6 protein-coding genes and 1 tRNA gene are annotated in these 6938 nt (G+C 67.7%); 2 read left to right on the forward strand and 5 right to left on the reverse strand.

Going from position 1 to position 6938, the window contains the following annotated elements:
* Positions 1-259 precede the first annotated feature (259 nt).
* On the forward strand, positions 260-1696 hold the full coding sequence (pyk, locus tag P1P70_RS37210; RefSeq protein ID WP_319245646.1) for a pyruvate kinase: 1437 nt from the start codon (positions 260-262) through the stop codon (positions 1694-1696).
* Positions 1697-1700: 4 nt separating this feature from the next.
* Here the strand turns inward: pyk and P1P70_RS37215 are convergent, their stop codons facing one another.
* Together P1P70_RS37215 and P1P70_RS37220 are read right to left on the reverse strand one after the other, a co-directional pair.
* The gene (locus tag P1P70_RS37215; protein ID WP_319245648.1) at positions 1701-2486 is read right to left on the reverse strand and encodes a helix-turn-helix domain-containing protein; all 786 of its coding nucleotides are present in this window, start codon (positions 2484-2486) and stop codon (positions 1701-1703) included.
* 106 nt (positions 2487-2592) lie between these two features.
* Positions 2593-2667, reverse strand: a tRNA-Leu gene (locus P1P70_RS37220).
* A 100-nt stretch (positions 2668-2767) separates the two neighbouring features.
* Here P1P70_RS37220 and P1P70_RS37225 point away from each other — a divergent pair.
* The gene (locus tag P1P70_RS37225; RefSeq protein ID WP_319100285.1) at positions 2768-3424 is read left to right on the forward strand and encodes an ANTAR domain-containing response regulator; all 657 of its coding nucleotides are present in this window, start codon (positions 2768-2770) and stop codon (positions 3422-3424) included.
* Positions 3425-3514: 90 nt separating this feature from the next.
* On the opposite strand, the gene P1P70_RS37230 is transcribed toward P1P70_RS37225, so the two are convergent.
* From P1P70_RS37230 to P1P70_RS37240, 3 genes are read right to left on the reverse strand one after another with little or no spacing between them, the layout of a single operon-like run.
* The gene (locus tag P1P70_RS37230) at positions 3515-4231 is read right to left on the reverse strand and encodes an ABC transporter ATP-binding protein (protein ID WP_319245650.1); all 717 of its coding nucleotides are present in this window, start codon (positions 4229-4231) and stop codon (positions 3515-3517) included.
* Positions 4228-5136, reverse strand: coding sequence for an ABC transporter ATP-binding protein (locus P1P70_RS37235; protein ID WP_319245652.1), 909 nt, complete (start codon positions 5134-5136; stop codon positions 4228-4230). Before P1P70_RS37235 ends, P1P70_RS37230 begins: the two co-directional genes overlap by 4 nt.
* Positions 5137-5139: 3 nt before the next feature.
* Entirely contained in the window at positions 5140-6894 is a 1755-nt protein-coding gene (locus P1P70_RS37240; protein ID WP_319245653.1) for a branched-chain amino acid ABC transporter permease, read from the reverse strand.
* Positions 6895-6938 lie beyond the last annotated feature (44 nt).

A 6938-nucleotide genomic window follows, 5' to 3' on the forward strand; every position in this document is an offset into this window, starting at 1 on the left:
CCCCAACGACCCCGGCGGGCTCATGCGCTCCGCCCGGGCCAAGAGCGCCGACGACACCGACGCCCCACCCCTCGACCTCGAACCCCAACGCCAACGCGTCCACGCACAAGTCAACGCCCGCTTCACCATGCGGCCGCCCCGCCTGTGACGCGCCCCTTCACCACCTGATGACGACTTGTCAAATACCCTTCACCCGAACGCCGTTGAGTAGTCACGCCCCACCAAATCGCTACCAGCGGGTAAGCCATAGGCTCGCACCATGCGCCGAGCAAAGATCGTCTGCACCCTCGGGCCCGCCACCGACTCGTACGACCAGATCAAGGCCCTGGTCGAGGCCGGCATGGACATCGCCCGCTTCAACCTCAGCCACGGCGGCCACGCCGAACACGACGCGCGGTACCAGTGCGTCCGCAAGGCCGCCGACGAGACCGGCCGCAGCGTCGGCACCCTCGCCGACCTCCAAGGCCCGAAGATCCGCCTCGGCCGCTTCACCGAAGGCCCCGTACTCCTCGAACGCGACGACACCTTCACCCTCACCGTCGAGGAAGGCGCGACCGGCGACAGCGAGGGCTGCGGCACGACCCACGACGGCCTCGCCGCCGACGTCACCCCCGGCGAACAGATCCTCGTCGACGACGGCAAGGTCACCCTGGAGGTCACGGCGATCGACGGCCCCCGTATCCACACCCGGGTCCTCGAAGGCGGCATGATCTCCGACCACAAGGGACTGAACCTCCCGGGTGTCGCCGTATCAGTCCCCGCCCTCTCCCCGAAGGACGAGGACGACCTCCGCTGGGCCCTGCGCACAGGCTTCGACGTCATCGCCCTGTCCTTCGTCCGCTCCGGCCGGGACATCGAACGCGTCCACCAGATCATGGACGAGGAAGGCCGCCGACTCCCCGTCATCGCCAAGATCGAGAAACCGCAGGCGGTCGACAACATCGAGGAGATCGTCGCCGCCTTCGACGGGGTCATGATCGCGCGAGGCGAACTGGGCGTCGAAATGCCCCTCGAACAGGTCCCGCTGGTCCAGAAACGCACGGTCAAACTCGCCAAGCGCAACGCCAAACCGGTCATCGTCGCCACCCAGATGCTCGACTCGATGATCCACCACTCCCGGCCGACCCGCGCCGAGGTCAGCGACGTCGCCAACGCGGTCCTCGACGGCACGGACGCGGTGATGCTCTCCGGCGAGACGAGCGTCGGCAAGTACGCGGTGGAGACGGTCCGCACGATGGGCCGCATCGTCGCGGCGGCGGAGGAGGACATGCTCTCCCAGGGCCTCCCACCCCTCACCGAGCACAACAAACCCCGCACCCAGGGCGGCGCGGTCGCCCGCGCCGCCGCCGAGATCGGTGACTTCCTCGACGCGAAGTTCCTGGTCGCGTTCAGCCAGTCCGGCGACACGGCGCGCCGCCTCTCCCGCTACCGCTCCCCGATCCCCCTGCTGGCCTTCACCCCGGACCCGGCTACGCGCTCGCAGCTGAGCCTGACGTGGGGCGTGGAGACGTTCCTCGGCCCGCACGCGGACTCGACGGACGCGATGGTCGACCAGGTGGACGAGCTGCTGCTGCGGTACGGCCGCTGCGAGAAGGGTGACGTGGTGGTGATCACGGCGGGCTCACCGCCGGGGGTCGCGGGCACGACGAACATGGTCCGCGTCCACCACATCGGCGAGGCCACCGGCCCCGCCTAGGCAGTCAGTACTTGGGGCCGACGTGGGTGTCCATGAGGGCGACGGAGGCCTTCTTGGCGACGGAGATGTTGTACGGGTTGCCGTCGCGGGTGCAGTGCGTCCACTCGACGCCCAGCGTGTCGAGGGTGTCGGTGTAGAGCTGCCGGATGTCGTCGGACTTGTTGGTGAAGAAGTACCGCGGGTACTCGTAGCGCTTGCGCTCACCGGCGACGAGGCGGGTCGTCCAGTTGGTCAGGCGACAGCCGTCGGAGTGGATCAGACCTCGGACGAACTCCCAGGGGTGGGCGTCGACGATGGCCTGCTGCCAGGGAGCGAGGGCGATGGTGCGCTCGTGCTTCATGCCGGGGCCGTGCTGGGGAAAGAGGCACCAGATGTGCTTGGAGTACAACTTGAGCTCTCGGTATCCCTTTCGGCGGACTCTGCAGACCGAGTTTCCAGGGAACACCGCTCGCATGGCCTTCTCGCATTCGTCCATAAGCCCGGGGTGCGCCTCGGCGCAGGCGATGGACAAGCTGGGCACTCGCATCGCGCGGTTCTGGATGATGTGGCCGTCGCCGAGGTACAGGCCGAGGAGGTAGGCGTAAGCCGATGCGTCCAAGTCTCCTTCGCATCGGGGGCATGGTGGTTGCGTGCGTCCGGGGCACTCGCCACGTTTCGCGCGGTCCATGTGCTTCCAGTAACTCACCGTGCCGAGCGGGACATTGAGGCTCCGTGCGACATCTGCGTTCCGCGTTCCGCCGCGCAGGAGCGTGAGCGCCTTCTGCCGCACTTCTGTGCCATGGAAGTTCATGCGGCCACTCTGAGTTACCGATCGCGACCGTACGCAGCAAAAAGCGGATGTTCACGGGAACGTGGACATCCGCTTTTCGGTGGAGATCATGGAATCTAAGGAAAAGTGCCCCGGGTCGGACTCGAACCGACACTGTATGGGTTTTGAATCCATTGCCTGCTGCCAATTGGGCTACCGGGGCCCAGCGAATCTAAGGTTTCCCTTGACCCGCTGCCCGACCACCTTACCGCAGCTAGGTACCCTCATGTCAGCAGTACCCCTGCCCCGAACAAGGAGCCCACGTGACCGCCCCCGAGTCGCCCCAGCCCCTCGACGCGCCCGACGACGACAAGTCGCACGTGCCTCCGCTGACGACCCGTGTCGTCATCGCCGAGGACGAGGCGCTCATCCGTCTCGATCTCAAGGAGATGCTGGAGGAGGAGGGCTACTCCGTCGTGGGCGAGGCCGGTGACGGGGAGCAGGCCGTCGAGCTGGCCCGGGAGCACCAGCCGGATCTGGTGATCCTCGATGTGAAGATGCCGAAGATGGACGGGATCTCGGCGGCGGAGAAGATCGCTGAGGAGCGCATCGCGCCGGTGCTGATGCTGACCGCGTTCTCGCAGCGCGACCTCGTGGAGCGCGCCCGGGACGCCGGGGCGATGGCGTATCTGGTGAAGCCGTTCAGCAAGAGTGATGTCGTGCCGGCGATCGAGATGGCTGTCTCGCGGTTCACGGAGTTGAAGGAGCTGGAGAAGGAGGTCGCGGACCTCACGCTGCGGCTGGAGACGCGGAAGCTGGTGGATCGGGCGAAGTCGATTCTGCAGACGGAGTACGGGTTGACGGAGCCGGCCGCGTTCCGGTGGATCCAGAAGACGTCGATGGACCGTCGGATGTCGATGCAGCAGGTGGCGGAGGCGGTCATCCAGGACGCCGACGAGAAGAAGGCCGCCAAGGGCTGACCGCGCCCGCCCTGACAGAACCTACGAAGAGGCCCGCACCCCCTACCTGAAAGGGGGTGCGGGCCTCTTCGTGTGGCCGGAGGCCGGAGGCTAGTCCTCGCCGAGGTAGGCCTTGCGGACCGACTCGTCGTGGAGGAGGTCGGAGCCGGTGCCGGAGAGGACGATCTTGCCGATCTCCATGACGTGACCCTGGTCGGCGAGGGAGAGCGCCGCCTGGGCGTTCTGTTCGACGAGCAGGATGGTGGTGCCCTGGGACTTCAGTTCGGCGATGGTGGCCATGATCTTCTGCATCATGATCGGGGAGAGGCCCATGGAGGGCTCGTCGAGCATGAGCAGTTTCGGCTGGGACATGAGCGCGCGGCCCATGGCCAGCATCTGCTGCTCACCACCCGAGAGGGTTCCCGCGGCTTGCTTACGGCGTTCACCCAGGATGGGGAAGAGGTCGTAGGCGCGCTGGATGTCCTTCTCGATGCCGGGCTTGTCGTTGCGCAGGAAGGCGCCGAGGCGGAGGTTGTCCTCGATGGTCATGCGCGGGAAGATGTGCCGCCCCTCGGGGGAGTGGGCGAGTCCGAGCGCGACGATGTCGTGCGCGGGGATCTTCTTGAGTGACTTGCCGTTGAACTTGACCTGGCCGCCGACGGGCTTGAGCAGCCCGGAGAGGGTGCGCAGGGTGGTGGTCTTGCCGGCGCCGTTGGTGCCGATGAGGGTGACGACCTCGCCGGCGTCGACCTTGAAGGAGATGCCCTTGACGGCTTCGATCTTGCCGTAGGCGACCCGGAGGTCCTCTACTTCGAGCAGTGCGGTCATCGGTCGTTCTCCTTGCCGGGCGCGGCGTCGTTCGAGGCCTCGGCGTGTGCTTCGGCGGCTTCGACCTCGGCGATCTCGTCCTTGCCGGGTGCGTCCTCGAAGGGTTCGCCGAGGTAGGCGGCGACGACGCGTTCGTCGCCCTGCACGGTGGCGCTGTCGCCTTCGACGAGTTTTTCGCCCTGGACGAGGACGGCGACGCGGTCGCAGAGGTTGAAGATGAACCGCATGTCGTGCTCGATGACGAGGACGGCGATGCCCTGGTCGCGGATGGCGAAGACCAGTTCTTCGGTTGTCCGCGTCTCCTGGGGGTTCATGCCGGCGGTGGGTTCGTCGAGGAGGAGGAGGCCGGGTTCGCTCGCGAGGGCCCGGGCGATCTCCAGCTTGCGCTGTTCGCCGTAGGGGAGGTTGCGGGCGAGGTGTTCGGCTTTGGCGTCGAGGCCGACGAACGCGAGGAGTTCCATGGCGCGTTCGCGGGAGGCCTTCTCCGCCTTGTGGAAGCCGGGGCCGCGCAGGAGGGCGGACCAGAGGCCTTCCTTGGTGCGGGTGTGGCGTCCGACGAGGACGTTCTCCAGGACCGTCATGTTGGCGAAGAGGCGGATGTTCTGGAAGGTGCGGGCGATGCCGGCCGCGGTGACCTTGAAGGACTTGGGCGGCAGGACCTGGCCCTTGTAGCGGACTTCTCCCTCGGTGGGGATGTAGAGGCCGGTGAGGCAGTTGAAGAAGGTCGTCTTGCCGGCGCCGTTGGGTCCGATGAGTCCGACGATCTCGCCGCTGTTGACGGTGAGGTTGACGTTGCGGACGGCGGTGAGGCCGCCGAAGCGCATGGTGACGCCGCGTGCGTCGAGGACGGTCTCGGAGGGGGCGGCGCCCGGTGTGGCGTCCTTGGTGGTGGTGTCGGTGGTCATGGGTCAGGCCCCTGCCTTGCTGAGGACTGTGGGTGCTTCGGCCTCTTCGTGGAACTCGAGCTGGCGGCGCCGGTTGGGGATGAGGCCTTCCGGGCGGAACCGCATGAGCAGGACGAGCGCGAGTCCGAAGGCGAAGAGCTGGTAGTCGCCGAGGAACTGGAGCTTGGCCGGGATGAGGTAGAGCAGTGCGGCGCCGACGAGGGGTCCGCTGATGGTGCCCATGCCGCCGAGGACGACGGCGGCGAGGAGGAACGCGGAGTTGGGCGGGACGACGTGGGCGAACTGGTACTGCTCGGGGGTCACGGTGTAGGTGACGTGGGCCTGGACGGTGCCGGCGAGGCCGGCGAGTGCGGCGCCGAGGGCGAAGGCGATGAGCTTGACGCGGAAGCCGTTGATGCCCATGGCGAGTGCCGCGGTCTCGTCCTCGCGGATGGCGATCCAGGCGCGGCCGATGCGGGAGTCGCTGCTGCGTCGGAAGACCACCACGACGACGAGCGTGATGAGCAGCATGAGGAAGAAGTAGTTGGCGAACCGGGCGATGGTGAACCCGGCGATGGTGTGTTCCTGGCCGAAGTCGAAGCCGAGGATGTTGAGGTTCGGGATCGAGGAGATGCCGTTGGAGCCGTTGGTGATGTCGGGGCCGGAGGTGCCGTCCATGTTGAGGACGGCGATGCGGAAGATCTCACCGAAGCCGAGGGTGACGATGGCGAGGTAGTCGCCACGCAGTCGCAGGGTCGGGGCACCGATGATGACGCCGAAGATCATGGCGACGACGGCGCCGAGGATGGCGCTGGCCCAGAACGGGAGGTGGAGGTCGAAGGGGGAGGAGGGGGAGCCGGAGACCATGGCCGCGGTGTAGGCGCCGACGCCGAGGAAGGCGACGTATCCGAGGTCGAGGAGGCCGGCGAGGCCGACGACGATGTTGAGGCCGAGGGCGACGGTGGCGAAGATCAGGATGTAGACGCCGATGGTCGCGTACTGGTCGTCGGACTGGGTGAAGGGGAACGCGGCGGCTGCGAGGAACGCGCCGGTCATGGTGATGGTGCGGTGCTTCGAGGTGACGGCGGAGACGCGGCCGACCAGGCCCGCCTTGGCCAGGGCGCCGAAGCCGAAGCCGGCCATGATGAGGAAGCCGATGAACAGTTCGTCGTACTCGGTGCCGATGCCGTAGGTGAAGACGAGCAGGCCGAGGGCCATGGCCGCGACGATGATGAGGATCTCGGCATAGGCGGGCAGCTTCGGGGCCGGCGTGGGTGTGCCGGTGGCGAAGGCGGACTTGATCAGGGCGCGGATCTGGCGTCCGACGCGGGCGAGCCGTTCTCCCGGGGTGTCCTCGGGGTCGGCGGTCTCGGCCTCGGGGTGCTCGAAGGGCAGCGAGAGCGCGCCGAGCAGGGCGGCGAGGGTCGCTATGGCCGCGACGTAGCCGCCGGGTTCGAGGTTGACGACGCCGCCGAGCTGGATGCTGATGGCGAGGATCGTGTACCAGGTGGTGATGAAGGTGCCGAGCGCGGCGAGGCTGATGGCGCTGTCGGCGCCGGCGGGGACGAGCCAGCGCAGGCCCTTGATGCCGTAGGAGGCGAGGCCGAAGAGGGCCGTGAGGGCGCCGCCGATGAGGACGAGGACCTGGAGGCCGCCGGGGTAGCCGTAGTAGGTGAGGTCGCCGGGGAAGGCGGAGGTCCAGGTCCAGGCGAGGAAGGTGGAGATCACGGCGAGGACGCCGCCGCCGGTGGCGAGGGCGCGGCCGATGTTCTCGGGGATGCCGACGAGGCCGCGGGGGGTGGTGTCGTGCTTGGCGGCGGGGG

The sequence above is a fragment of the Streptomyces sp. MB09-02B genome (genome assembly GCF_033794485.1).
Taxonomy (GTDB): domain Bacteria; phylum Actinomycetota; class Actinomycetes; order Streptomycetales; family Streptomycetaceae; genus Streptomyces.

Coding starts and splice junctions, on each gene's coding strand:
- pyk (WP_319245646.1), top strand. CDS start 260: ATGCGCCGAGCAAAGATCGTCTGCACCCTCGGGCCCGCCACCGACTCG.
- P1P70_RS37235 (WP_319245652.1), bottom strand. CDS start 5,136: ATGACCACCGACACCACCACCAAGGACGCCACACCGGGCGCCGCCCCC.
- P1P70_RS37215 (WP_319245648.1), bottom strand. CDS start 2,486: ATGAACTTCCATGGCACAGAAGTGCGGCAGAAGGCGCTCACGCTCCTG.
- P1P70_RS37230 (WP_319245650.1), bottom strand. CDS start 4,231: ATGACCGCACTGCTCGAAGTAGAGGACCTCCGGGTCGCCTACGGCAAG.